Below are 23,289 nucleotides of genomic sequence, written 5' to 3' on the forward strand. Positions count from 1 at the left end.
GCGACTGCTAAAATCTAGGACAAAAATAAATATGGTTTCAGGCTTGATATGCTGCGCTTAAGCTTCTCACACCAACGGCATAACCTTTTTAGCGATATATTCTAGCTCTTTTTGCATATTGGCACATTGGATTATGAGTAAATCTAGCCCTGCTTCTTTATATGCCCTAATCTTTTGTGCCACGCTCTCCGGCGTGCCAACTAGATTTGGTCGCAGTCCGCGATTAGACACGCTATATTCCTGCTTACTTATCTCTACATCAAGCTGTGAATTGCCTGTGAAATTCTTATAGGAGTTTTCATAATCGGCGTAATTTTTAATGGTAGTAATCCGCTTTAGCTCATTTTGTGCCTCTTCTTCACTATCTCGCACAATCATATACACCGCCATACCAAAGCCCTTAAATGGCGGCAATCCTGCCCTTTTCTTTCGCTCTTTCATATCAGTAATTTTTGCTCTCACTTCATCAAGTGTGCCGCCGTGCAGGAGATAAAAGTCTGCAAATTGTGTGATAGCATTCCTGCCTATCTCGCTCTCTCCCCCAGCATACACAAGCGGAATCTTGGGCGGTTTAGGCTCATTATAGGAATTTTCAAAGCTAAAATACTTACCGCTATGATGAAATGGGCTTTTACTCCAAAATCCCCGCAACACATCGGTGTATTCGTGTGTGAGTGTATATCTATCATCGTGTGCGTCAAAGTTTATGCCATACTGCCTAGCCTCCTCTTCCCACCACGCTGATACCATATTGATAGAAAATCGCCCATTGCAAATCTGTGAAATGGTAGCAATCTGCTTTGCCGTGAGTGCTACTTGATGATACTGCGGACGCAAAGCCGCTAGAATCTCAATGCTTTGCGTAACCGCTGCCAAGCCATTAGCAATAGCCCACGCATCAAGGGCTGGGGCTTTTTCACCCTTAATGTCATTCAAATACAGCTCTGGCACAAGGGTAAGCGTATAGCCTAGATTCTCCGCGCTTACCGCTAAATCGCGGATATACTCCCAAGAACACTGCGTGCTATCATCATCTACATTCCTAAGCCAACTGCCAAATACCGGACTCCAATACCCAAACTTCATTTTACGCTCCTTTATTGTTTGTCAAACTGCTCTTTTAAAAAACTCACAAGCCTATCAGCTGCTGCCACGCCGCCACTCTCTCTAATCTTAGATTCTAGTGTGGAGTTGTAGTTTGTGTTTGTGTTTATATCATAGACCACAATATCCCCACTCACACTCTCAATAAACTCAATCCCTGCCACAGCGATATTATGCACTGCTAAAAACTGCTCTAAACACCGCACGATAGGGCTTTTAGAATCTATCTCTTTACGCAAGCTAAACTTATCCCCAGCTCCCACTTCACACGCCGCCCCAGCAAGAGCAGGTCGCTTTGTAGATTCTGCTTTAGAATCCGCCGACTTAGAATCCCTGCTAGAATCCGCTTTAGAATCTAAAGAATCTATTTGACACGCATCAGCAGGACATAGCTCAAACGCCCCATTGCTTGTATCCACTCGCACCGCATAGTGAAACTTCCCGCCGATAAACTCACATCGCGTGATAAACGCTTCCCTAGATTCTACATACTCTTGCAGTAGCGTAATGCCATCAATGGGTAGCTCAAATTCGCTAGATTCTACATAGTCCCTAAACTCTTCAATATTTTCAAAAAGTCGCACCCCTAAGCCCTTGCCACCTTGATTATGCTTTGTGATAAAGGGCTTGTTGCCTAGATTCTTAGCAAAGCTCCTTGCCGCATTGATTAAATCAGTTTTCCCAAATACCGCAAGTGTTTGTGGCGTTTTAAAATCCACGCCTTGAGACTTAAAAAAGGATTCTAAAAGCAGGGCTTGTTTAACCTTGCTGACTTCAAGCTCTAGCACGGAGCTGCCATTTATCACGCAACGCCCATAGCTTTCTAGCCACGCTAACAACGCACGACCATATTCCTTAGAAAAGGCATTATCACGCGTATGACTTGAGGCACTAAGCCTACTCCAAAACACCCCTTGCGGTGGGATAGAATCTAGAGTGATCCCCCCTTGTGTCAAAAGGATTTCATTAAATCTAACCCCAGCCCTATCAAATGCCTCTTTAAAAGGCGGTATCCACTCGGGATTTTCGTGGATTATGTAAATGCCCTGTGGCAGTGAATCATATAACATAGTCTTGCTCCTTATTGTGTTTAAATCGCCCTGTGTTCGCATAATCATTGATTGTGCTTTTTGCCCCGCCCACACGATAGCGTGAAGCGATATGTGTGGAATCTAGCCTATCGCCCTTGCCAAAAAGTTTATGCCGCAGTGAGCCTTGTGCGTATTCTCTTTTATACACGCCGCGATTTTGAAGCTCTGGCACGATAAATCGCACGACATCTTCAAAGCTCCCGGGCGTCGTCGCATAGGCAAGATTAAAGCCATCAGCATCGCTATAAGCAATCACTTCTTGTAAAATATCGCAAACTTGCGTAGGTGAGCCTACAAACTTTGGTCCTTGACAGCCTAGCCCTGTGAGTTTTAGCAAGTCTTTTAGTCGCCACTCCTTGCCAGATTCTGTCGTGGAGTTACTCAAGGCTTCTACTTGTGCGACTATGGCGTTTGACTTGATATTGCTTAATGGATCTTCTAAGTCATAGCGGCTTAAATCTACGCCAAGCCAACCAGAATTTATCACTAAAGAGCCTTCCTTGCTAGAATAAGACAGCAAGTCATTATACTTAGCCTGTGCTAGATTCTCATTTTCATCGGTGATGATGGTAGCTAGAATGTAGATTTTGGCACTATATGGATCTCTCCCCGCTTGGATTAGCGCATCTCGCACTTGTTTCACAGCGATTTTAGCGTATTCCTTTGTAGGTGGGGCGATGAAAATGGCTTCTGCGTGTGTAGCGGCAAAGAGCCTACCACGCGTAGAATTCCCCGCTTGGAATAGCACAGGGGTTCTTTGGATACTTGGCTCACACAGATGAATACCCGGGACATCAAAGTATTTGCCGTGATGACCTATGTGATGAATCTTGTTTGGGTCAGCAAAGTCCCCACTCTCCCTATCTAAAATCACCGCAGAATCTTCCCAGCTCCCCTCTAGTAGCTTATAAATCACCTCCATATACTCTTCAGCCAAATCGTAGCGTTCATTGTGCGGCAGCTCACTTGACCCCATATTTTTATTCGCACTTGGCAGATAGCCTGTAACGATATTCCAGCCAATCCTGCCCTTTGTGAGATGATCTAGTGTGCTAAGTCGCCTAGCAAAGGGATAGGGATGCTCAAAAGGCACACCAGCAGTAACCCCAAAGCCTATGTGTTTGGTAACCGCCGCACCAATCACGGCAAGCTGTGTGGGATCATTGACCGGCACTTGCAGGGCAGTCTTTAACGCCCCACAATCATTGCCCCCATAAATATCATACACGCCCAGCACATCAGCGATAAACACCGCATCAAATAGCCCCTTTTCAGCGATTTGTGCGATATTTTGCCAGTATTCAATGTCTTTATATTGTAGGGCTTGATCGTTGGGGTATCGCCACAGCCCCGGACTTAGATGAGAGATACAATTCATCTCAAAGGCATTAAAGCTAATGTGTTTATGTGGTTTGCCCATAGGATCTCCTTAGTTATTTGCTTGGGGGTATAATATGCTAAATTTTATATAAACACAATATGTGTTTGATAATTTTGTAGGATTTTTTGCAGAATGTTACGATTAAACACATATTGTGTTTATACATTTTTGTAGTTCCTAGAATCCAGTTTGGCTAGATTCTGCTATACTTCACGCGCAATTTGGCACGCTTTGTGCCTAGTCTGCACATTTCCTAAGTGCCAATATTTAAGGAGCTATGATGAGTATCAAAGAGCGATTACAAGCGGATTTAAAAGAAGCGATGAAAAGTGGGGATACATTTTTGCGCGATTGTGTGAGGCTGCTTAATGCTGCGATCAAGCAAGTTGAGGTCGATACGCGGTCCAGCCTTGATGATAATGCTGTGCTAAAGATTTTAAAAAGCGCGTATAAGCAGCGAGAGGACGCGGCACAAGCCTATAAGCAGGCAGGGCGAGCGGATCTATATGAACAAGAGAGCAAAGAAATGCAAGTGATTTTGCGCTATTTGCCTGCCCAGCTTAGCGATGAGCAATTGCGCCAAAGGCTAGAAGAGATTATCGCACGCACACAAGCTAGCGGGCTAAAAGATTTGGGCAAGGTAATGCAAGAAGCCAAAAGCCTAAGCGATGTCGCCGATGGGCGCAGGATCTCCACAATGGCAAAATCCTTGCTACAATAATGCCACACACACCCAAAACACTTACAAAAAAGCCCCATACGCCACAGATAGGCATACACATAGGGCGGATAAATCGCCTACGCATAGCACGCCTAAGCCTACACGGCGCGTATCTCAAAGTGGATTCTAGCAATACGCAAGCATTACAAAAAGTGGATTCTAGTCCGCTGCCCCACGCACTCTATGAAGTCCTGCTACCTAAGAAATTCTGCCCCGCGCAAGCACAAATCGGCGATATGGTGCAAGTCTTTGTCTATACTGATTCGCTTGATCGTCCTGTGGCTACGACACAAGTCCCCCTAGCCCAATGTGGTGAAGTGGCGTTTTTGCGTGTGGTGAGCTATGCGAGCAATGGCGTGTTTTTGGATTTGGGGCTTGATAAAGACATCTTTATGCCAAGCAAAACCCCTACAAATTATGCGCTGGATTCTAGCGTGGCAGTGTATATCACGCTGGATAAATCGCGCCGACTCATCGCTAAAAAGGACATACAATCCCATCTCCTGCCCTATCGCGCTAGGGGCTATGTGCGGGGCAAAAAGGTCTCTATATTGCCTTTTTCTGTGAGCGATCTAGGTGTGAGCGTGGTGGTGGATCCCTGCTACTATGGGCTGGTATATCTGCCCCAAAGTGTGCGCGATAAACAAAAAAGCCTAGAATCCACTTTAGCGGCTATGGGGCTAGGGCTTGGGACTAAGGGAGTTGCTTTTATCCACAATGTCCGCAGCGATGGCAAGCTTGATCTTGTGCTACACAAGCGGCAGCACGCTGATGAGAGTGCTGCTAAACTACTCCAAGCCTTGCGCGATAATGGCGGCAAGCTGGCGGTGCATTATGACTCTAGCCCAGAATCCATTTTTGCTTTGCTTGGTATGAGTAAAAAGGCTTTAAAGCGTGCATTGAGCGATCTGCTTGCACAAAAGCTCATCACACTAACCCCACAAGTAGGCATAGAGCTTGTAGAATCTAATGCAAGTAGATAGCCGCGCAAGTGCGTTACAAACTTTTGCTAGTATTTTGCTTTTATTTTCATCTTAGGAGCATTGTATGAAGTTTAGTGGCAAAAATGTGCTTATTACAGGCGCGTCAAGGGGTATTGGCGCAGAGATCGCTAGAGTGCTAGCAGGCTATGGGCTAAAAGTATGGATCAACTATCGCTCAAAGCCAGAGGTCGCTGATGCGCTCAAAGCCGAGATAGAATCCAGTGGCGGCAAGGCAGCGGTCATAGAGTTTGATGTAACAAATGAAGAAGCCTTTATCCAAGGTTTGCAAGCTATCGTGCAAAGCGATGGCGAGCTAAGCTATATCGTCAATAATGCTGGTATCACCAACGATAAGCTTGCTTTGCGTATGAAGACAGAGGATTTTACAAAGGTGCTTGAAGCAAATTTGCTTTCCTGCTTTATCGGCTGCCGAGAGGGGCTAAAGCTTATGAGCAAGCAGAGATTTGGCGCAGTGGTCAATATCGCTTCTATCGTGGGTGAGCGAGGGAACCTTGGGCAGACAAACTATGCTGCGAGCAAGGGTGGGGTGATCGCTATGAGCAAGAGCTTTGCCTATGAGGGGGCTTCACGCAATGTGCGCTTTAATTGCATTACACCGGGCTTTATCCAGACAGATATGACAGAAGCCCTTAGCGATGAGATAAAAGAGCAGTATCAAAAGACTATCCCGCTAGGGCGTTTGGGGCAGAGTGCCGAAGTCGCGCAGGCAGTGGCGTTTCTGCTAAGTGATGGTGCGAGCTATATCACAGGGGAAGTGTTGAAAGTCAATGGTGGCTTATATATGTAATTATTTATATATTTAAGGTAATTTCTAAATTTTTTTTGTTAGAATCCCAAATTCTAAAAACTTGCAAGGAGTATCGTATGGCATTGTTTGATGAGATCAAGGAAGTAATCGTAAAAGAGCTTAGCGTAGAAGCAGATAAAGTAACGCCTGAAGCAGAGTTTGTAAAAGACTTAAACGCAGATTCTCTTGATGTGGTTGAGCTTATTATGGCTCTTGAAGAGAAGTTTGGCGTAAATATCCCAGATGAAGAGGCAAACAAAATCCAAAAAGTCGGCGATGTCGTAGCATTTATCGAAGCGCATAAATAGCCTAACTACAGCTAGCTCCGCGTGCTTTTTGAGTATGGCGTGTGGGCTAGTGGCTGATGAAGTTTGATGATGAAGGAGTGATATGCGTCGTGTAGTCGTTACGGGCATTGGTATGATAAATGCAGTTGGACTCAATAGAGATGATTCGTTTTCCGCGATTGTTGATGGCAAGTGCGGCATAAGAAGGATAACTTCTTTTGATACCAACGATTTTCCTGTGAGCATAGCGGGCGAGATTGTAGGCTTTAATCCTGAAGAGGTCCTAAGTCCAAAAGATGTGAAAAAAGCCGATAGATTTATCCAGCTAGGGCTTAAGGCTAGCAAAGAAGCGATGAGCGATAGCGGCTTGCTAGGAAGCGATGGTCGTTGCGATGAGGCATTGAGTGATCGCTTCGGTGTGAGTTCTGGAGCTGGGATCGGAGGCTTGGCAAATATCGAGAAAAACTCCATTACCTGCTTTGACAAAGGTCCGAGGAGAATTACACCATTTTTCATACCAAGTGCGCTTGTAAATATGCTAGGTGGATTTACTTCAATAGAGTTTGGCATAAGAGGTCCCAATCTTGCGAGTGTTACTGCCTGTGCGGCTGGCACACACGCGATCATCGAAGCGGCTAAAACGATTATGCTAAATGGTGCAGATGCGATGCTAGTCATCGGCGCAGAATCCACTATCTGCCCTGTGGGGATTGGCGGCTTTGCTGCGATGAAAGCCCTATCAGAGCGGAACGATGAGCCACAGAAAGCTTCTCGTCCATTTGATAAAGATCGTAGCGGATTTGTTATGGGTGAGGGTGCTGGTGCGCTTATTTTGGAGGAATATGAGCGTGCTAAGGCGCGAGGTGCGAAAATTTATGCCGAGGTGGCTGGATTTGGCGAGAGTGGTGATGCTAATCACATCACCACTCCTGCACCAGAGGGCGAGGGTGCGGCACGCGCGATGAAAGCCGCGCTTACTATGGCAAATACAAAGATCGACTATATCAATGCTCACGGCACTAGCACAGCATATAATGATCTTTTTGAGACAATGGCATTGAAGAAAGTCTTTGGCGGCAAGGATAATGTCCCGCCTGTTAGCTCGACAAAGGGGCAGATTGGGCATTGTTTGGGAGCGGCAGGGGCGATTGAGGCGGTGATTTCTATAATGGCTATGCGAGCTGGCGTTCTCCCCCCTACGATCAATCAGGAGCATAGTGATCCAGAGTGTGATCTTGACTATATACCAAATGTCGCTAGAGAAGCAAAGGTCAATGCCGTGATGAGTAATTCCTTTGGCTTTGGTGGCACCAATGGTGTGGTCATCTTTAAAAATATATAGTCATACCAGCGCATAGCGCATAATATGGAGTGGCAATGGCGACTTGTTTAGATTTTGAAAAACAGCTTAAGAGCATTCAAGATGACATTGAGCTAGCTTCTATGCGCGGAGATACTGCAGCTAAGGAGATATTGCAAAAGGACTTAGAAAAAGAGCTGAAAAAAGTCTATGGCAATATGAGCGATTATCAAAAGCTCCAGCTAGCGCGCCACCCCGATAGACCTTACGCGCTTGATTATATTGAGCTATTGCTAAAAGATGCGTATGAGATCTGTGGCGATAGGCATTTCCGCGATGATAAAGCTATCGTATGTATGATAGGCAAGATTGATGAGCAGCCTGTGCTAGTCATAGGTGAAGAAAAGGGCAGAGGCACTAAGAATAAAATCACGAGAAATTTTGGTATGCCAAACCCTGAGGGCTACCGCAAAGCCCTTAAAGCCGCAAAGCTAGCGGAGAAATTTAAGCTCCCTATCCTTATGCTTGTCGATACTGCTGGTGCGTATCCGGGGATAGGCGCGGAGGAGCGAGGGCAGAGTGAGGCTATCGCTAAGAATCTCCAAGAGTTCGCCGCCTTGCGCACACCTACGATTTCTGTTGTCATCGGTGAGGGGGGTAGTGGTGGTGCGCTTGCTATCGCTGTGGCAGATAGGCTGGCTATGATGCAGTATTCTATCTTTAGCGTGATTTCTCCTGAGGGTTGTGCGGCGATTTTGTGGAATGACCCTGCCAAGATAGAGTCCGCCACAAAAGCGATGAAAATCACCCCTGATGAGCTGAAAAAGGCTCAACTCATCGATGACATTATCCCAGAGCCACTAAGTGGTGCGCATAGAGATAGAGAGAGTGCAGCCCAAGCGATCAAGACATATTTCCTAACAAGTCTAAGCGAGATTCTAAAGGATAAAGACTATCTCCAAAAACGCTATGAAAAAATTATGCACTATGGAGCTTTCAGTGAATAATTCTCGCTACACCCTACCTTGCAAATGACGATTTTCATAACAAAATTGCCCAAAATTCAAGCCTAGAATCCAGCCCAAAATCCCTAGAATCAAAGGCGGATTCTAGTGTGGATTGCCACGCTTTGCCTTGTGCCAAAGCTCGCAATGACAGCTTAGATTCTACCCAGCCCCTAGAATCCACTTTTGCCTACAAAGCCCCTGATGACTACAAGTTTCATTGCTTTGGGAAGAGGGTGTTTTCTGAAACGATTATCGATCGTGGGAGCAATACGCGCTGCACATTTTTTGATGAAGCGTGGAATCCACTTGAAGTAAAGATCACCTATGATTTTGCACAAAGAGCGATAGAGAAGCCAAGCGTGCTACCCCTAATGCTTGAGATAAGCAGAAGATTTTTTGATGATTTGGGGTATTTGCGCTGTGATTTTTATCTGCAAGGAAATACGATTTTACACATAGGGGAGCTGACATTCACGCCCGGTGGCGGCGTGCTGCCGATCTCGCCTAGAGAGTTTGATGGGACTTTGGGGGAGCTTTGGGAAATCCACTAGTGCCACAAATCTCCTAGCTTTTTATCCCACTCATTTGGAGTAAAATGCCCTGTGCCGCCCTCTGGAGTCATCGTAAGCTCGCCCACGATAATCGCCCCACAAATACTATACAAATCCACACGCACAAACCTGCAACTTTTGCTTAGTAATCTAGCTATATCAAGCATAGTGGGGAGATTCTGCGGTTTTGGCGGGGTGGTGCGTGGCAGTGGGTAGTAATACACCACTTCTAGCGCATTCCACTCCGTATCAAACATCGTGCGTGTGTGGCTAGTGAATCGCTCTGTATCGACTTGGATAAAGATTTGCCCCCCAAAGCAATGAAACTTGTAGTCATCAGGGGCTTTGTAGGCAAAAGTGGATTCTAGGGGCTGGGTAGAATCTAAGCTGTCATTGCGAGCTTTGGCACAAGGCAAAGCGTGGCAATCCACACTAGAATCCGCCTTTGATTCTAGGGATTTTGGGCTGGATTCTAGGCTTGAATTTTGGGCAATTTTGTTATGAAAATCGTCATTTGCAAGGTAGGGGTAATAGTTTTATAAAATTAGCAAATCCTAAGCAATTTTCTAAAAACTAGGCATAAGTCCAAGCACGCATTATAGGGGTTAATACGCGTTTTCTCTTGTGGTGATTTCGATGATCTCAAGTGTGAGCTGCTGGGACTTGACATCGCCTATTATGCGGTATCTCCCCACTCGCCACCGCCAAAGATTGCCCATAGATTTATACCGCCCCTGAAGTTTCGCGCAGTTGGGCAGAGTCGTTGGGTTTGGGGACTCTTGCAAATGCGTATCGATGAAAAGCCGCACCAAATGTATCCCGTGTGGATCGCCTTTATACTGCTTGGCTAGAAATTTTTCTGCTTTATTTGTCAGTAGGATCTGCATAAGACTGCCCATTTACTAAAGTTTCTAGCTCATCGCGCAAGCAGTCTTGCTGCTCTTTAGGCATCGCGGCAAAGTCGCTTGCAATCTGTCGCATAGCCTTTGACTCGCTAAGCTTGTGGCACGCAGGCTTCTCCACCTTGCACTTGGCGTTGATCGCCTTTGTAAATGCTTTCATACTCGGTAGAAACTCTTCTTTGACATTTTCTACGATGATAGTCATTGTCGCTCCTTTGTTTTGGTGGATTATACACTAGAATCCATAAGTGCCTAATATTTTACCCCTACCTTGCAAATGACGATTTTCATAACAAAATTGCCCGAAACCCAGAATCCTACAAAGCCCCAACAGACTATAAATGCCATATATTTAATGGCGCATTGAGTCATATAGATACAATTATCGATAAATTCACCAATCAGACCGAAATCGCTATGACTCCCACTTGGGAGAAAATGCCCTTTGACTATGACAAAAAAGCCTCACACATACCAAAAAAGCCAAAAAATCTAACCCTAATGCAAGAGTTAGCCATATCGCTTGCGGATAAGTTTTCTTATGTGCGGGTTGATTTATACGAAATTGATGAGCAGATCATCGTAGGGGAGCTGACTTTCACTCCCACAGGTGGCACGGATAGATTCTCGCCTATGCAGTGGGATAGGAATTTGGGGGATTTGTGGGTTTAATCACGCGTGCATTTTCCAGCGATCGCCAAGGACATTATCCCACTCTTGTGGGCTAAATTTATCTGTCCCACAAGCAGGAGTAAATGTCATCTCCCCAAAAAATATCACAGAATCTATCTCATATAAATCCACGCGCACATACGCAAAGGGTTGTGATAAAGCAATGGCGATTTGCTTCATAGTGAGCAAATTTTTGGGCTTTGGCGGGATCGTGGTGGCTCTTTTTTCATAGTCAAATGGGAGCTTTTGCCACTGCTCATCTAGGGCGATTTCTTCTTGATGGACAAACCGCCCCCTAATCACTTCTATATGACTCAATGCGCCATTAAATATATGGCATTTATAGTCTGTTGGGGCTTTGTAGGATTCTGGGTTTTGGGCAATTTTGTTATGAAAATCGTCATTTTCAAATGTTTTTGTGCTGGAGTCTGCGATAGATTTTGCATTAGGTGCGGTGTTTGCGGGGCTGGAAGCTCCTAGAAGCTCCTCGATAAACACGCGTGGCTCGATGTCTTTGTAGTGCCATTCGCGGAAAAGGGTGTAGAAATTGGTCGCTAGGTGGTGCTGGATTTTGCTCCTAGCAGCTTCAAAGCGTGCTTGATCGCGTAAAAATTTCTGCTTATCTGGCACAAGCACCACGCCGCCGCCATCGTGATTGGTCTTTATCGCAAAGGAGGTGGGCAGGGAGGTAAAGTCTATCTCATCAAAGCTTTTGTAAATCCCATAGAGCTTAGGCAAATAGGGGCAGATATTGGTAGCAAGGAGGGTGGATCCTAGCGAGTCTATGGGGGCAAAGAGTGGGGAGCTAGGCTCTAGGAGATTGAGCTTGGCTAGGGCTTGTATGGTGGGCTGCGCACTAGAATCTAAGCTAGAATCTAGGCTTGCATTACACTCTGCCCCCCCCCTAATCGCGTTTTCATAGAGTGGGTAAAGTGTGGCGGCGATGTAGATCCTAGCCTTTAGCTTATCGGCTAGCGCGGTATAGACAGGGCTTCTGTCAAACAAAATGCGGTGGATAATCTTTTCATTAAAGGTCTTGGGATTGCGGAAGTCTGGGGTGTAGCCAAAGATCTTTTTATGTCGGCGGACAAAGTAGGCTTCATCATCTAAAGTGGATTCTATGAGAGCATTTAGCTTCACGCGTAAGGGGCGGATCGCCTTTGTGTAGATGGGATTGTGCTTAATGCTCTCTTTAAGGCGGGATTTGAAAGATTGTGGCTCTTGGCTCATTGGATCTCCTTGTGTGTGGTGTGGGGTGGCTAGCAAACGCTTGAGAGCGTCTTGGCTAGACCGCCTAGGGCGGTTTCGCGGTATTTGGCATTCATATCTTTGCCGGTTTGATACATTGTCTTTATCACTTCATCTAGGCTGACAATCGGCGTGCTTTTGCGCGTCATCGCCATTCTCGCAGCAGAGATAGCCTTGATCGCGCCAAAGGCATTGCGCTCGATACAAGGGATCTGCACAAGCCCGCCCACAGGGTCGCAAGTAAGCCCCAAGTGGTGCTCCATAGCCATCTCCGCGGCATTGCAAGCTTTCCTAGCATCTGCGCCAAGGATAGTCGCCATAGCCCCTGCTGCCATAGAGCTAGCCGAGCCGATCTCTGCTTGGCAGCCGGCTTCTGCGCCGCTTATGCTGGCATTTTTCTTGATGAAAGAGCCTATGAGTATGGCTGTTAGCAGAAAATCTATGGCTTTATCATCGTTAAAGCCTATGGTGTGGTTTTTTAGATAGAGCATCACTGCTGGGATCACCGCGCAAGCCCCGTTTGTAGGGGCTGTTACCACGCGTGCGCCGCTGGCATTCTCTTCAGCTATGGCTATGGCATAGAGCGAGATAAAGTCAATGATCCCTAGCGGATCGCTTGTGGTATGCACGCGCTCAAACAAGCCTTTGGCGCGGCGTTTTAGGTGGAGCTTGCCCGGGAGATAGTCCTCGCTTGGGTGCGTGCCTTGGGCATAGGCTTCTTGCATACACTCCCATACTTCAAGGCAGTAGGCTCTAATGCTCCCCTCATCGCGGAATTGCAGCTCGTATTCTAAAGAGAGTTTGGCTAGGTCGCAGGACTTCTCATCACAGAGATAGAGGGCTTTGGTGGCGTTCTCTATCTGCCAAAGACTAGAATCCACTTTTTCTCCTTGGGTGGATTCTAGCTCTTGCTCATCTTTGACAAAGCCCCCACCGATAGAAAAGTAGGTGCAAGAAGTTACTTTTGCGCCTTGTGCGTTGTAGGCTTCTATGCGCAGGGCATTTTCGTGCTGGGGCAGAAACTCATCGCTAAAGATGATGTCGCTGCTGCTATTAAAGGGGATAAGCTTTGTCCCGCAGAGATTAAGCTGCTTTGTATCATAGACGCGTGCTAGGGTGGCGGCTTGGAGGTCTTTGGTGATGGTTTTGGCGTGGAGATTTTCTAGCCCCCAAAGGATCGCTTTATCACTCAAATGCCCTCTGCCTGTGAGTGAGAGAGAGCCATAGAGCGTGATAGTGATATGCGCGATGGATTCTAGCTTGGGGGCGATTAGCTCGCAGAAGCGATTGCCCGCTATGAGCGGTCCTAGCGTGTGCGATGATGAAGGACCTATGCCGATTTTACAAATGCTAAGATTACTCACGCGCTATCCTATAAGCTTGTAAATCACGGTGAAGATTGTCAAAAGCCCTGTGATAAACACAAAGGCATCTAGGGCAGGGTTTTTAAACTGCTTCATCTTTGAGACGCTATAAATAGCGATGATTGGCATAAGGAATAAAATCGCTGCGATGATTGGACCGCCTAGATCTTCGATAAAGCCTAGCACGCTTGGATTGATATAGGCTACAAAGAGCATTATCACATACATTACACTTGTGCTTGCAATAGCGATTGTTTTAAGATTTGGATTCTCATTGCCGGCGATTTTGCAGCATTTACGCACGATCCCATACGCCCCTTCTCTAGCCCCAAAATAATGCCCAAAAAATGAGCTAGAAATAGCCAAAAATGCTATCAAAGGACCACCATAAGAGATGAAAGGATTATCAAGCTTATTGGCAAAGTAGGATAGCACAGGGATATTTTGCGCTCTAGCTTCAGCAAGCTCTGCTGAGCTTAGACATAGCACACAAGAAAAGACAAAAAACATCACAAAGATTAAGAGCATTGTCGCGGTGCGGAAAAGGATTTGATTTGCCTTTGCTACGGAGTGCTCCCCATACTCACGCTTCACGCTTAAAGAAAAGGTAGAAATGGCTGGAGAGTGATTGAAGCTAAAGACAAGCACAGGCAGAGTAAGCCATACGATTGTCAAAAACTCTTTCACATTGGGCACTTCGCTTAGGCTGCCTAGATTCCACTGCGGAATAAGATAGAGTGAAAATAGAAACAAAACCGCACATAGCGGATACACGAGCCATTCACATACTTTGGTGATAAACTCTTCGCTAAAAAGCATAATAAGCATAAAGCTACTCACACCCAAAAATACCAAAATCGCCCGCCAAAGTGGCAGTAAATGTGCTATTTGCGTGCCTTTTTCATTTAGCTCGGTAGTATAGATAGAGCTGATAAACGCAGCTAATGAGCCATTAGTATCTAGCAAGGGCAAAAGCTGATTGTAAATAAAGCTTTCAAATGTGTTTGTAATCCCCACGCAGTAAGCCAAGCAAATAGGGAAAATCGCAAAGAAGTAAAGGATAGAGATAAACACACTCACCCCACGCCCGAAGTATTCTTCTGCTGCGTGCGTGATGTCCCTATCATTGCCACTAGCTTGGCAGACAAAGCGACTTAACGCTCTGTGGCTCAAATACACCATAGGGAAGATGACAAAGCACATCACCACCACGGGCCAAAAGCCTCCGCCCCCAGCTTTGATAGGGAGATACAAGATCCCAGCTCCCACTGCCGTGCCAAATAAAGATAGCATCCAGCGAGTGTCAAATGAATTCCATTTTGGTGGGGTATTTTTCATAGTCGCTCCTTGTGTGAATTGAATATATTATACATTTTCTCGCGCATTTTCTTACTCATTTAGCGAGCAAGCAAGCGCAAGGCTTCTTTGATCGCGCTTTGTGTATCTGTGGCAGTGATTTGAGGCAGGATACGGGTGATTTCATTTGCCTTGTAGCCTAGGGCTTCTAGCGCACTTGTGATGTCGTGCTTGCTGGCTAGATTGCTTGGGGATTGGGGCTTGCTAGATTCTAGTGCCTGCTCGCAAAAGCCCGCTAAATCTAGCAAGATTTTGCCCGCACTCTTTGCGCCAACGCCCGGGACCTTTTGCAAGAGCTTAATGTCCTTGCTAGCGATGATTTCTAGGAATTTTTGCGCGCTGAAGGTGCTAAGGATTGTAAGGGCGACTTTGGTGCCTACGCCGTTAATTTTAAGCAATCGCTCAAAAGTGCTTTGCTCTAGTGTATCTACAAAGCCAAAGAGCAAATGCGCATCTTCACGGATAATGGTGGTGATGTGGAGATAGATCAAAGGACTAGACTCCTTGCTAGAATCCACTTTTATCCGCAGCTGCGCACTTGTCTGCACGCTAATGGCAATGCCATAAATCACGCCTTGGACATTGAGCTCTACGCGCATAGGCTCTAGCTTGTGGATCGTGCCGATTAGACCGCAAATCATTGTTCTACCTTTAAGTGGATTGAGTGAGTATCTAAAGATTCTGGCGCGGATTTTACCCTAGAATCTTTAGCGATAGTGATGTGTGAGGGTTTGTTGTATTCAAGTAAGAGAGATTCACTCATCGTGTCATTTGGCTCTAGGGATAGCTCTTGTATATGCGCATAGTTTTCAAAGCCCATAACCTTGCCTATATGTAAGCGTGCGTTACAAAGCCTTGGTGATAGGGATTTGATCGTGTGCTTTAGCGTGTGCAAGGAGTGCTCTAAAGACTTCTTGCGTGCTAAGGTGGCTTTATAGAGCTTGATAAGCAGGCAGGATTCTTGGTAGGTTTTGGCAAATTTGCTCTCTTTTAGCGCGATTGCTTGCTGATCTTTGGTAAAGCCCTGAAGCTTTGCTAGGAAGCTTTGGGCGGCTTGGGCTTTAGGGAGTAGGGCAGATAGGGTGGATTCTAGCTGGGCTAGGGTGTGGGATTTGTCGCGGTGGTAGATTCTAGCATTGCAGAGATAGCTACGATAATCGCTAGAGCCTAGCAGGCTAAAGACTAGGGCATTGTCATCGCCGCGATTTTGCGGGATCTCTTTTGCTTCTAGCAGGGCGGAAAAGTAGCAGGTATTGGCATTGCGCAGGCGGTCTATGGAGATAGAGCTTGCATAGATGGTGCTAGCGATTGTCTCTTGGATTTTAGTGGTGTTGGCATAGATTATGCCAGAATCCAGATTTTTGATCGTGCAATCTTGTGCGATCAAAAGCCCCTTGTGGGTTAGGATCTTGGCGTGCTGGGCTAGGATTTTGGAGCTTTTGTGGGTTGAGCCATTGATGATGAGCTGCTTTGCTTTAATAGTCGTGCTGCTTCCTAGATCGCCAGCTATTTCTATATGCTCCGCTTCGATATGCACGCCATCGCCTAGGGCATCGATACTGCTATGACTAGATTCTATACGGAGTGTGATATGCGCTCGCACGCCCCCTAGTAGCGGCGGAGTTTTGGTAGAAGTCAGCTCTAGGCTTGGAGGTGTATAGAAGCAAAAAAGATCCGCTTGGCTATCTTGTGTGGCTTGGTTTTGGGGGCTTGGGCTCGTGCTGGCATAGGGCGCGGTGAATTGATTATGCAAGGCGATGAAGCCTTGGATCTGGCTGAAGTATTGGATTTTATCCGCATAGGCTTTGGTGGTGATATGCTCCTGCACACTTGGGATTATGCGTGGCTTTTCATCGGCTTGGGGGCAGTATTGCCCTAGGAGATTGCGCCCTGCTACCCCACGATCGCCAAACTCATACACCGCGATAAGCTCGCCCTTTTTCACACCATAGAATGCTTCTTGTAGCCTACTAGGTGGGGGGATACTCTCATCATCAAAGAGCCCTTGCTCTTTAGCGTGGTAGGACTCTTGCGGGAAAAAGACAAAGCGCATAGGCTTTGGCGGCGCATATACGCTACTTTGCATAAGGCAAAATTCTTGGGCTTTGCTTTTGGGATCGTGCTTGATTGCGTGCAAGAGCTCATCGATTTTAGCGTGCAAGCTCTCCATATCGCGCAAGATCACCCCTAGCATAGCAAGCCTTGCGCCTACTTGGGCGTATAGATCGGCTTTGATCTCTTCAAGCGGCAAAAAGCTATCAAAGCAGCGCATAAATGCCTTGTCTTTATCCGTGGAGAGATAGATACTAAAGGTATCATCAATACGCTTTGGTCGCACGAGGATATCGCAGCTCTGGCAGATTGTGAAGCGATCACTATGATATAGCCTATCGTCTAAAAGCGCGTGGCTTGGGAGCTTGGGATCGCTTAGGGTGATATGGTGCTTTTGCAAGAGACATTGCACGCTATCTATGGAGATCGCGCGTTTTTGGCACTCGCTTTGCAAGGATTCTAGGATATTGTCAGTATCAAGTAGGAGAAATGGCGCAAACTCCACGCAAATCCTTCGTATCCATTTTGTATCATTATAGTAGCTATGAAACTTACAGGCTAACACACGCGTTTATTATAGTATATCAAACTTCTTTTGGCTAGAATCTAGGCTTTATTAAAGCTAGTTACATATCTATGTGATTTGTTTTCTAAGGATTATTGGTGCTTAAAAAGGCGTTTTTGACAAATAGTAGCGGGATTTTATGCTCTAGGGTGTTTGGATTTTTGCGGGATTTGAGTATGGCAAATATCTTGGGGGCTGGGGTGTATAGCGATATATTTTTTGTCGCATTTAAGTTCCCTAATCTTTTCCGCAGGATCTTTGGCGAAGGGGCATTTACACAAAGCTTCCTACCTAGCTTTATCGCAAGTAGCAAAAAGGGTGCATTTAGCGTGCTTGTGCTTGCGATTTTCTCTTGCGTGCTTATAGGATTTAGTCTGCTTGTGGTGGCATTTAGCGGGGCATTTACTAGAGTGCTAGCCCTAGGCTTTGATGAGGAGCTAATTAGGCTTGCTAGCCCCATTGTAGCGATACATTTTTGGTATTTGTTTTTGGTGTTTTTGGTTACATTTTTTAGCACGCTTTTGCAGTATAAGCAGCATTTCTGGGTGAGTGCGTATAACACAGCATTGCTTAATATCGCGATGATTTGCGCGCTACTTTTTGCTAGGGATAGTGATGAGATGCAAATCGTGTATATCGCTAGCTATGGGGTGCTAGTAGGCGGTGTGGCACAGATTGCTTTGCATATTTATCCGCTGTATAGGCTGGGGTTTGTGAGGCTTTTTGTGTGTGGGGTGGGGGAGGTGCGGCTGGCTTTTTTCACAAGGGATTCTAAGGGGGATTCGGTCTTGGGTAGTCATAGTGGCGATTTTAAGGATTTTAGGGGAACCGCAGACCTCAAGTCTTGCTCCCCCCTAAAATCCTTAAAAAACACCGCTAGCACCACCGCAATTCCTAGAATCCTTGAAGAAGAAATTCAAGCCGGGTGTGAAAAACACGCCGCAAATCAAAACCAGCCGCAAAGTAAAAAAGTGGATTCTAGTAATGAAGCTTTTTTATCGTCATTGCGAGCCGACTTGTCGGCGCGGCAATCCATACAAACAGAGACACAAAACCTAGAATCCACTTTTGATAAAAACGCAAAATTACAAAAAAAGGATTCTAGCCCTAACGCCCATTTTTCCGTCATTGCGAGCCGCGATAGCGGCGTGGCAATCCACAAAGGCGCAAAAGTGGATTCTAGCAATGACTATTCTGCTAGCGCAGAATTTGTGGATTCTAAAGAAACATCGGCTAACGCCGAGCGGTATCCCTTGTTTTCTAAAGAAGCTACGCTTTGCCACGCCACTGCTACCGCAGAGGCTCGCAATGACAGAAGAAACGCCGAAAGTCAAAAAGTGGATTCTAGCAACGCTCAAAGTGTAAGCAAGCCTCAGGCGGAAGGATTGAAAAACGAAAGAGTAGAAAAAGCCAACGCCCAAAACACAAAAGTGGATTCTAGCCTAGAATCCAAATCCACAAAGCTAGCCCACACCATTAGAACAGAGCTTGGACGATTCTTCAAGCAGTTTTTCCCAGCTATGCTTGGTAGCTCCACGGCGCAAATCGCTAGCTTTATTGACACGATTTTGGCGTCATTTTTGGCAAGTGGGGCGATCTCATACCTCTACTATGCTAATCGCATTTTCCAGCTGCCTTTGGCTATCTTTGCCATTGCGATTTCTACCGCGCTCTTTCCTATGGTGGCAAAAGCGATCAAAGCAGGGCAGGAGCAAAAAGCCCTGCTAGCGATGAAAAGGGCGTTTTGGTTTTTGCTTTTTATGCTTCTTGTGTGTGCGGTAGGGGGGATTATGCTTAGGGAGCAGATTATTTGGCTGCTTTATGAGCACGGCAAATTTAGTCGCGCTGATACACTAGAGTGTGCGATGGTCTTTGGGGCATATATGGCTGGGCTTGTGCCTTTTGGCTGTGCTAGGATATTTTCTCTCTATCTTTACTCGCATTCTAAGCAAGCCTTAGCGGCGAAAATCTCGGCGATCTCCTTGCTTGTGGGGGTTGTGTTTTCCCTAGTGCTTATGCAGTTTTGGGGGGCATTTGGGCTAGCACTTGCTGGGAGTTTGAGCGGATTTGTGCTATTTGCTTTGACCATTAGGGCGTTTGGGTTTGGGGAGTTTTGGGCTATAATTTGTGCGCGAAATTACGCGCTATGGCTTGGTGTCGTGCTTGTATGCGAAGTGCTGCTACTTATGCTATGGCTACATTATATACATATCTAAATACACAAGGATAATGATGAAAATCTATGATACAAGAGTGAAGAAAAAGCTAGAGTTTGTGCCGCTCAAAGATAAGGCAGCTAGGATCTATGTCTGCGGACCTACTGTGTATGATGATGCGCATTTAGGACACGCTAGAAGCTCTATCGCCTTTGATTTGCTATGTAGGACACTTAGGGCTTTGGGCTATGATGTGCTATTTGTAAAAAACTTCACCGATATAGATGACAAAATCATCAAAAAAGCCAAAGAATCAGGCATAAGTGTCGCAGAAGTCGCAGAATCTTATATCCAAGCCTATTTGCGCGATATGGACGCCCTGCTGGTGCGCCGCCCAGATATTATGCCAAAGGCGACAGAAAATCTCTCCGCGATGGCAGCTCTTATCACCAAGCTTTTAGACAAGGGCATAGCCTATAAGCTTGATAGCGGTGATATTTACTTAAATGTCCCACAAGATCCGCGCTATGGGGAGATTTCAGGGCGTGGGAGAGATGATGAAAATCAAGCTAGAATCCACAATGATGAGCAAAAGCGCGATGAGAGAGACTTCGCCCTGTGGAAGAGCTACAAAGGCGCAGATGACTTTGGCTATGAGAGTGCGCTAGGGCTAGGGCGACCGGGCTGGCATATAGAATGCTCGGCGATGATTGAAGAAGTGCTAGCTTACCAAAACAAAGAATTTGCCATTGATATTCACGGAGGGGGGGCAGACCTGCTCTTCCCTCATCACGAAAATGAAGCCTGCCAGAGCCGCTGCGCCACAGGCAGAGAGCTAGCAAAATACTGGATGCACAATGGCTTTGTCAATATCGATGGGCAAAAGATGAGCAAAAGCCTAGGCAATAGCTTTTATATCAAAGACGCGCTAAAGACTTATAGCGGCGAAGTCGTGCGTAATTACCTGCTTGGCACGCACTATCGCGCACTTTTGCACTTCAATGAAGAAGATATGCTGCTAGCAAAAAAGCGGCTTGATAAAATCTACCGCCTAAAGCAGCGCGTGGCAAGTGGCTTTAGTGGGGGGCTAAGCGGGACTAGGGCGGCTATGCAGACTACACCTATCAAAATGGAGTGTGAGTTTTGCGCGGAGATTTTAGAGAGTATGAGTGATGATTTGAATATCTCAAAAGCCCTAAGCGCGCTAGAAGAGATGATCCACAGCGCAAATACAAGCCTAGATTCTACCCCAAAGGACAAGGAGCTAAAGCTAAGGATTTTGGCAAGCCTTGATTTTATCTGGGGGCTGCTTGGCATTGGCGGGGGGGATTGTGTGGAGTATTTTCAGCAAGGCGTGGGAGAGGAGCAAAGAGCGCGTATAGAGGAGCTAATCGCCCAGCGCACACAGGCGAAAAAGGCGCGAGACTTCGCTAGGGCTGATGCGATCCGCACAGAGCTAGAATCTATGGGGATTGTGCTTAGTGATACAAGTGATGGCACGATATGGGAAGTGAGCTTAGGCGAGATCTAGGGCAATAGGCAATAAGGAGCAGATATGACAAAGCAATGCACACTTATCATACAAAGCCTAGAATCCACTTTTGACCAAAACGAGCAAGCAACGCAAAAAGTGGATTCTAGGGATAGCGCGTATTTTCAAGGGGCATATACAATGTGGATAAAAAGTGTGCGTGGATTTGATAGCACAAAACATTGCGCGAAGTGCTTTGTGGGGGAGTTTATACAGATAAAAACGACACATTATAGCAAGCCCTATGAGCTAGGTGTGGGCTATACTTTTACACTAGATTCTGGTGTGCTAGATTCTAGCGTGAGTGTAGATGGCGAGGTGTTGCACTATTTTTGCATAGTAGCTAGCCCTTATGACTACAATGCCAATATTCACGCAGGATTTATATATGCGCAAGGACATACTATCGAGCGTGTTTTCAAGGGACAGAAAATCACCATAGAAAATGCCAAAGAGATTTACTTTGATGATAGTGTGGTAAGAGAGAAGTATGCGCATTTGCCTAGAGAATTCACCACTTGTAGGAACTTTTGGTTTGGGGCGTATTACTACGGCTAGAATCTATTTGGAGTTTAGAGATAGGCTAAAAGAAGTGAAAGACCCGCGCTTTAGCCTTAGGGCATAAGCCCCAAGTCCAAAGGCGTAGGCACTTAAGAAAGTAGTCTTAAGATGTTTTGCTGTGCAGCGTTTGCTTGGCTCATCGCGTAGCTTCCGCTTTGTGCGAGAATGCTAAATTTGTTAAATTCAGCAGATTCGCTTGCAAAATCCACTTCGCGGATTTGGCTTTCAGCTGCTTTAACATTCACTTGAGTGATGGTGATGTTATTAACTGTGGCTTGCATTTGCCCTTGCACAGAACCAAGATCCGCACGGATTTTATCCAGTGTCCTTCCAGCGGATTCTGCAATATCCATAACAATCATCGCACCTCGAAGTGTCGTAACACCAGCACCTAGAATCCTGTTATTCAAGGCTTCAGCGTTGTTTTCGTTCGCACCAGCAGCAGAGCGCACGGCTTCATTAAACACACCTAAAACATCGCGCAAGTTTGCAACCCACTCGGCGACATCTTGACCATTACCATAGCCTGTGGAGCTAATATTTGTCCCAGACACGATAATGTCCCTAGAATCTAGGCGAGTCATCGCTAGGCGTCCGTAGTTGATAGAGCCACCTTGTGGCACACCATCTTTTGTCGTTCCTTCGATTTCTTGATCATTGATCTTTTCAATCGCTTTAGGAGTGTTTGCGCCTTGATTGTTTGAAGTTACAACAATCCCGCGACCATCGATACTGCGGAGGTTTAGCTTACCTTCATTATCCGTATAAGCCTCAACGCCTGTCTCGGCAGTGGCGCCATTGATCGCTTGCACAAGTCGCCCATCAGAGTCAGCTTGCTTAATGCCGATAATATCCCCAAGTGTAAAGCCGTTGATAACAAGCTGTCGCAAGTCGCCCGCTTTAATTTCTTCGTTAGAAGTAGAATGCACGATCGCATTAGCGCGGATACCTGTTTTATCAGAGCTTTTGTTGATGATTTCAGCAAGATTTCCTAGCCCTGTGCCTGAAGAGTGAGAGATCTTCACAGACTCTAGCTGGACATCATTGACACCATCGACAGCCTTAAACTTCAAGCTAACATCACCAGAAGAAGTGATCATCGCTCCTGTTTCTAGGCGCACTTGACCGATTTTATCCGAAGTGGTAGAGCCAATGCTTGCTTTGATAGATTGGTTTGAATACGCACCCACTTGGAACTCTTTGTTCGTCCATTGACCAGAGAGCAAAGCCTGTCCGTTGTAAGAAGTGGTATTACCAATGTAGTCAAGACCTTGGATCAAGCGGATAATGTCGTTTTGGATCGCTTTTCTTGAAACTGTTGTTTGCCCATCTTGCGCAGCTTGAGTTGCTTTAACCTTCACTGTGTCAAGAATTTTTAACATTTCATCCATCGCCTTATCCGCAACTTGGATAATCCCAATCCCATCATTGGTGTTGGAAATCGCTTGTCCTAATGCACTTGCTTGAGATCGCAAAGAGTCCGCGATAATCATACCAGAAGCATCATCTGCTGCTTTATTGATACGAAGACCTGAGCTCAATTTTTCCAAAGAATTTTTGAGACCTAGCTGTGTGCCGACACTCTGCGCGTGTGCGTTAAGAGCGTTGATGTTGGTGTTAATTTGAAACGCCATTTGAAACTCCTTTTT

At 46.1% G+C, this 23,289-nt stretch carries 22 protein-coding genes and 2 pseudogenes; 12 read left to right on the forward strand and 12 right to left on the reverse strand.

Annotated features, from left to right (window positions below):
• Positions 1-66: 66 nt before the first annotated feature.
• Genes NYG90_RS01950 through NYG90_RS01960 form a run of 3 tightly spaced genes read right to left on the reverse strand, consistent with a single transcriptional unit; the run spans position 67 to position 3,615 of the window.
• Complete coding sequence (locus tag NYG90_RS01950) at positions 67-1,086, reverse strand: LLM class flavin-dependent oxidoreductase (RefSeq protein ID WP_285264623.1); 1,020 nt, start codon at positions 1,084-1,086, stop codon at positions 67-69.
• Between the two features lie 11 nt (positions 1,087-1,097).
• Positions 1,098-2,174, reverse strand: a complete 1,077-nt coding sequence (locus tag NYG90_RS01955) for an ATP-grasp domain-containing protein (protein ID WP_285264624.1) — start codon at positions 2,172-2,174, stop codon at positions 1,098-1,100.
• Positions 2,164-3,615 carry an LLM class flavin-dependent oxidoreductase gene (locus NYG90_RS01960; protein WP_285264625.1) on the reverse strand — a complete coding sequence of 484 codons (1,452 nt, stop codon included), beginning with the start codon at positions 3,613-3,615 and terminating at the stop codon, positions 2,164-2,166. Before NYG90_RS01960 ends, NYG90_RS01955 begins: the two co-directional genes overlap by 11 nt.
• 238 nt (positions 3,616-3,853) lie before the next feature.
• Here NYG90_RS01960 and NYG90_RS01965 point away from each other — a divergent pair, with 238 nt between their 5' ends.
• From NYG90_RS01965 to NYG90_RS01995, 7 genes are all read left to right on the forward strand, one after another.
• The gene (locus NYG90_RS01965; protein WP_285264626.1) at positions 3,854-4,297 is read left to right on the forward strand and encodes a GatB/YqeY domain-containing protein; all 444 of its coding nucleotides are present in this window, start codon (positions 3,854-3,856) and stop codon (positions 4,295-4,297) included.
• Positions 4,297-5,280, forward strand: coding sequence for a CvfB family protein (locus NYG90_RS01970; RefSeq protein ID WP_285256660.1), 984 nt, complete (start codon positions 4,297-4,299; stop codon positions 5,278-5,280). Before NYG90_RS01965 ends, NYG90_RS01970 begins: the two co-directional genes overlap by 1 nt.
• A gap of 64 nt (positions 5,281-5,344) precedes the next feature.
• Complete coding sequence (gene fabG, locus NYG90_RS01975) at positions 5,345-6,088, forward strand: 3-oxoacyl-ACP reductase FabG (protein WP_285256659.1); 744 nt, start codon at positions 5,345-5,347, stop codon at positions 6,086-6,088.
• Positions 6,089-6,165: 77 nt separating this feature from the next.
• Entirely contained in the window at positions 6,166-6,396 is a 231-nt protein-coding gene (gene acpP, locus NYG90_RS01980) for an acyl carrier protein (RefSeq protein ID WP_115010870.1), read from the forward strand.
• 82 nt (positions 6,397-6,478) lie between these two features.
• Complete coding sequence (locus tag NYG90_RS01985) at positions 6,479-7,717, forward strand: beta-ketoacyl-ACP synthase II (RefSeq protein WP_285256658.1); 1,239 nt, start codon at positions 6,479-6,481, stop codon at positions 7,715-7,717.
• 35 nt (positions 7,718-7,752) lie between these two features.
• Positions 7,753-8,682, forward strand: a complete 930-nt coding sequence (accA, locus tag NYG90_RS01990) for an acetyl-CoA carboxylase carboxyl transferase subunit alpha (protein ID WP_115010868.1) — start codon at positions 7,753-7,755, stop codon at positions 8,680-8,682.
• 107 nt (positions 8,683-8,789) lie between these two features.
• Positions 8,790-9,233 (forward strand): ATP-grasp fold amidoligase family protein, encoded by a 444-nt coding sequence (locus NYG90_RS01995; protein ID WP_285256657.1) that lies wholly within the window; start codon positions 8,790-8,792, stop codon positions 9,231-9,233.
• On the opposite strand, the gene NYG90_RS02000 is transcribed toward NYG90_RS01995, so the two are convergent.
• The 3 genes from NYG90_RS02000 to NYG90_RS02010 form a co-directional block, all read right to left on the reverse strand.
• Positions 9,230-9,664 (reverse strand): ATP-grasp fold amidoligase family protein, encoded by a 435-nt coding sequence (locus NYG90_RS02000; protein ID WP_285264627.1) that lies wholly within the window; start codon positions 9,662-9,664, stop codon positions 9,230-9,232. The genes NYG90_RS01995 and NYG90_RS02000 overlap by 4 nt on opposite strands.
• 174 nt (positions 9,665-9,838) lie before the next feature.
• A complete protein-coding gene (locus NYG90_RS02005; RefSeq protein ID WP_115010865.1) occupies positions 9,839-10,120 on the reverse strand; it encodes a type II toxin-antitoxin system RelE family toxin in 282 nt (93 codons plus the stop codon).
• A complete protein-coding gene (locus tag NYG90_RS02010; RefSeq protein WP_285256653.1) occupies positions 10,098-10,340 on the reverse strand; it encodes a hypothetical protein in 243 nt (80 codons plus the stop codon). Before NYG90_RS02010 ends, NYG90_RS02005 begins: the two co-directional genes overlap by 23 nt.
• Here NYG90_RS02010 and NYG90_RS02015 point away from each other — a divergent pair.
• A complete protein-coding gene (locus tag NYG90_RS02015; protein ID WP_285264628.1) occupies positions 10,340-10,807 on the forward strand; it encodes an ATP-grasp fold amidoligase family protein in 468 nt (155 codons plus the stop codon). The genes NYG90_RS02010 and NYG90_RS02015 overlap by 1 nt on opposite strands.
• Here NYG90_RS02015 and NYG90_RS02020 read toward each other — a convergent pair whose 3' ends face one another.
• The 5 genes from NYG90_RS02020 to NYG90_RS02040 are packed head-to-tail and all read right to left on the reverse strand — an operon-like array spanning position 10,808 to position 17,332.
• The gene (locus tag NYG90_RS02020; protein ID WP_285264629.1) at positions 10,808-12,037 is read right to left on the reverse strand and encodes an ATP-grasp fold amidoligase family protein; all 1,230 of its coding nucleotides are present in this window, start codon (positions 12,035-12,037) and stop codon (positions 10,808-10,810) included.
• A gap of 29 nt (positions 12,038-12,066) precedes the next feature.
• Positions 12,067-13,419 carry an L-serine ammonia-lyase gene (locus tag NYG90_RS02025; RefSeq protein ID WP_285256650.1) on the reverse strand — a complete coding sequence of 451 codons (1,353 nt, stop codon included), beginning with the start codon at positions 13,417-13,419 and terminating at the stop codon, positions 12,067-12,069.
• A gap of 3 nt (positions 13,420-13,422) precedes the next feature.
• Positions 13,423-14,757, reverse strand: a complete 1,335-nt coding sequence (locus tag NYG90_RS02030) for an aromatic amino acid transport family protein (protein ID WP_285264630.1) — start codon at positions 14,755-14,757, stop codon at positions 13,423-13,425.
• 59 nt (positions 14,758-14,816) lie between these two features.
• Complete coding sequence (gene ruvA, locus NYG90_RS02035) at positions 14,817-15,416, reverse strand: Holliday junction branch migration protein RuvA (protein WP_285256648.1); 600 nt, start codon at positions 15,414-15,416, stop codon at positions 14,817-14,819.
• The gene (locus NYG90_RS02040) at positions 15,413-17,332 is read right to left on the reverse strand and encodes a hypothetical protein (protein WP_285264631.1); all 1,920 of its coding nucleotides are present in this window, start codon (positions 17,330-17,332) and stop codon (positions 15,413-15,415) included. The genes ruvA and NYG90_RS02040 overlap by 4 nt, the downstream gene beginning before the upstream one ends.
• A 158-nt stretch (positions 17,333-17,490) precedes the next feature.
• Between NYG90_RS02040 and NYG90_RS02045 the strand changes: the two are divergent.
• From NYG90_RS02045 to NYG90_RS02060, 4 genes and pseudogenes are all read left to right on the forward strand, one after another.
• Positions 17,491-18,222 (forward strand): annotated as a pseudogene (locus tag NYG90_RS02045) (lipid II flippase MurJ); the annotation flags it as partial.
• Between the two features lie 645 nt (positions 18,223-18,867).
• Positions 18,868-19,608: pseudogene (locus NYG90_RS02050) on the forward strand (lipid II flippase MurJ); the annotation flags it as partial.
• Between the two features lie 16 nt (positions 19,609-19,624).
• The gene (gene cysS / locus NYG90_RS02055) at positions 19,625-21,079 is read left to right on the forward strand and encodes a cysteine--tRNA ligase (RefSeq protein WP_285256646.1); all 1,455 of its coding nucleotides are present in this window, start codon (positions 19,625-19,627) and stop codon (positions 21,077-21,079) included.
• A gap of 24 nt (positions 21,080-21,103) precedes the next feature.
• Positions 21,104-21,637, forward strand: coding sequence for a hypothetical protein (locus NYG90_RS02060; RefSeq protein ID WP_285256645.1), 534 nt, complete (start codon positions 21,104-21,106; stop codon positions 21,635-21,637).
• A gap of 92 nt (positions 21,638-21,729) precedes the next feature.
• Here the strand turns inward: NYG90_RS02060 and NYG90_RS02065 are convergent, their stop codons facing one another.
• On the reverse strand, positions 21,730-23,274 hold the full coding sequence (locus NYG90_RS02065; RefSeq protein WP_285256644.1) for a flagellin A: 1,545 nt from the start codon (positions 23,272-23,274) through the stop codon (positions 21,730-21,732).
• Between the last annotated feature and the right edge of the window lie 15 nt (positions 23,275-23,289).

Source organism: Helicobacter zhangjianzhongii (assembly GCF_030249855.1).
GTDB lineage: Bacteria > Campylobacterota > Campylobacteria > Campylobacterales > Helicobacteraceae > Helicobacter_B > Helicobacter_B zhangjianzhongii.

Bases quoted from the DNA above. Each gene is read 5' to 3' on its own strand.
- NYG90_RS02005 (WP_115010865.1), bottom strand. From the start codon at position 10,120: ATGCAGATCCTACTGACAAATAAAGCAGAAAAATTTCTAGCCAAGCAG.
- NYG90_RS01960 (WP_285264625.1), bottom strand. From the start codon at position 3,615: ATGGGCAAACCACATAAACACATTAGCTTTAATGCCTTTGAGATGAAT.
- NYG90_RS01970 (WP_285256660.1), top strand. From the start codon at position 4,297: ATGCCACACACACCCAAAACACTTACAAAAAAGCCCCATACGCCACAG.
- cysS (WP_285256646.1), top strand. From the start codon at position 19,625: ATGAAAATCTATGATACAAGAGTGAAGAAAAAGCTAGAGTTTGTGCCG.
- NYG90_RS02010 (WP_285256653.1), bottom strand. From the start codon at position 10,340: ATGACTATCATCGTAGAAAATGTCAAAGAAGAGTTTCTACCGAGTATG.
- NYG90_RS01985 (WP_285256658.1), top strand. From the start codon at position 6,479: ATGCGTCGTGTAGTCGTTACGGGCATTGGTATGATAAATGCAGTTGGA.
- ruvA (WP_285256648.1), bottom strand. From the start codon at position 15,416: ATGATTTGCGGTCTAATCGGCACGATCCACAAGCTAGAGCCTATGCGC.
- NYG90_RS02065 (WP_285256644.1), bottom strand. From the start codon at position 23,274: ATGGCGTTTCAAATTAACACCAACATCAACGCTCTTAACGCACACGCG.
- NYG90_RS01965 (WP_285264626.1), top strand. From the start codon at position 3,854: ATGATGAGTATCAAAGAGCGATTACAAGCGGATTTAAAAGAAGCGATG.
- acpP (WP_115010870.1), top strand. From the start codon at position 6,166: ATGGCATTGTTTGATGAGATCAAGGAAGTAATCGTAAAAGAGCTTAGC.
- NYG90_RS02030 (WP_285264630.1), bottom strand. From the start codon at position 14,757: ATGAAAAATACCCCACCAAAATGGAATTCATTTGACACTCGCTGGATG.
- NYG90_RS02020 (WP_285264629.1), bottom strand. From the start codon at position 12,037: ATGAGCCAAGAGCCACAATCTTTCAAATCCCGCCTTAAAGAGAGCATT.
- NYG90_RS02060 (WP_285256645.1), top strand. From the start codon at position 21,104: ATGACAAAGCAATGCACACTTATCATACAAAGCCTAGAATCCACTTTT.
- NYG90_RS01950 (WP_285264623.1), bottom strand. From the start codon at position 1,086: ATGAAGTTTGGGTATTGGAGTCCGGTATTTGGCAGTTGGCTTAGGAAT.
- accA (WP_115010868.1), top strand. From the start codon at position 7,753: ATGGCGACTTGTTTAGATTTTGAAAAACAGCTTAAGAGCATTCAAGAT.
- fabG (WP_285256659.1), top strand. From the start codon at position 5,345: ATGAAGTTTAGTGGCAAAAATGTGCTTATTACAGGCGCGTCAAGGGGT.
- NYG90_RS01955 (WP_285264624.1), bottom strand. From the start codon at position 2,174: ATGTTATATGATTCACTGCCACAGGGCATTTACATAATCCACGAAAAT.